The sequence below is a fragment of the Gulosibacter sediminis genome (assembly GCF_014904065.1).
In the GTDB taxonomy this organism is placed as follows: domain Bacteria; phylum Actinomycetota; class Actinomycetes; order Actinomycetales; family Microbacteriaceae; genus Gulosibacter; species Gulosibacter sediminis.
In genome coordinates this window covers 50,333-51,604 of record NZ_JACXJG010000003.1, presented here as the reverse complement: position 1 = coordinate 51,604, position 1,272 = coordinate 50,333, and the positions used below count along the sequence as shown (strand labels likewise).

General features: G+C 67.9%; 2 protein-coding genes. Both read left to right on the top strand.

Features of this window, described 5'->3' with window-relative positions; genetic code table 11:
- Positions 1–163 precede the first annotated feature (163 nt).
- Positions 164–748, top strand: coding sequence for a P-type ATPase (locus ID132_RS15440; protein ID WP_459562418.1), 585 nt, complete (start codon positions 164–166; stop codon positions 746–748).
- Positions 715–1,272 (top strand): HAD-IC family P-type ATPase (locus ID132_RS15435; RefSeq protein ID WP_459562416.1); only part of this gene is annotated, 558 nt, incomplete at its 3' end. The genes ID132_RS15440 and ID132_RS15435, both read left to right, overlap by 34 nt.

Sequence of the window (1,272 nt, the reverse complement as noted above, 5' to 3'; positions counted from 1 at the left end):
CGCCGAGGTCGAGAAGACCGGCTACACGGCAACCCTGCCGAAGCCGAAGAACCCCAGGGGGACTCCTGAAGGCGGCGACAGCGAGACCGAGGAAGATCGCGAGCTCACCTCGCTTCGGCACCGCCTGATCGGCTCGGTCGTGTTGACGGTTCCCGTGATCGCGATGGCAATGATTCCCGCGCTGCAGTTCCCGTACTGGCAGTGGCTCTCGCTGACCCTCGCGGCGCCGGTGATCATCTGGGCGGCCTGGCCGTTCCATAAGGCCGCGTGGATCAACCTCAAGCACGGCGCCGCGACGATGGACACGCTCATTTCGATGGGCACCTTGGCCGCGCTGCTCTGGTCGGTCTATGCCCTCTTCTTCGGTACTGCCGGCATGCCTGGGATGACGCACGCGTTCGAGTTCACAATTGCCCCGTCCGACGGCGCGGCGAACATCTACCTCGAGGTCGGCGCGGGCGTGACCATGTTCATCGNCGGCCGCTACTTCGAGAAGCGTTCGAAGCGCCAGGCCGGTGCCGCGCTCCGCGCCCTGCTTGAGCTCGGCGCGAAGGACGTCGCGGTGCTGCGTGACGGCGTCGAGGTGAAGATTCCGACGAACGAGCTCGCCGTCGGCGATGAGTTTGTCGTTCGCCCGGGCGAAAAGATCGCGACCGACGGCGTCGTGACTTCGGGCGCATCCGCGGTCGACGCGTCGATGCTCACGNCGAGTCCGTGCCGGTCGAGGTTCGCCCCGGCGACCCGGTGACCGGCGCGACGGTCAACGCCGGCGGTCGCCTCGTGGTGCGCGCCACCCGCGTCGGTTCTGACACGCAGCTCGCCCAGATGGCGAAGCTGGTCGAGGACGCGCAGACGGGTAAGGCCGAAGTACAGCGGCTCGCCGACAGAATCTCGGGCGNCTTCGTGCCGATCGTCATCGTGATCGCCATCGCCACGCTTGCAGCCTGGCTCGTCGGTGGCCACCCCATTGCCGCGGCCTTCACCGCCGCGGTTGCGGTGCTCGTCATTGCCTGCCCGTGCGCCCTGGGGCTCGCGACCCCGACCGCGCTGCTCGTCGGCACGGGCCGTGGCGCCCAACTGGGCATCCTCATCAAAGGCCCTGAGGTACTCGAATCGACTCGCAAGGTCGACACGGTCGTGCTCGACAAGACGGGCACCGTCACGAGCGGCAAGATGACGCTCACCGAGGTCATCACCGAGCCAGGCGTCGACCGCGCGGAACTACTGCGGTTCGCGGGCGCGCTCGAAGACTCCTCGGAGCACCCGATCGCC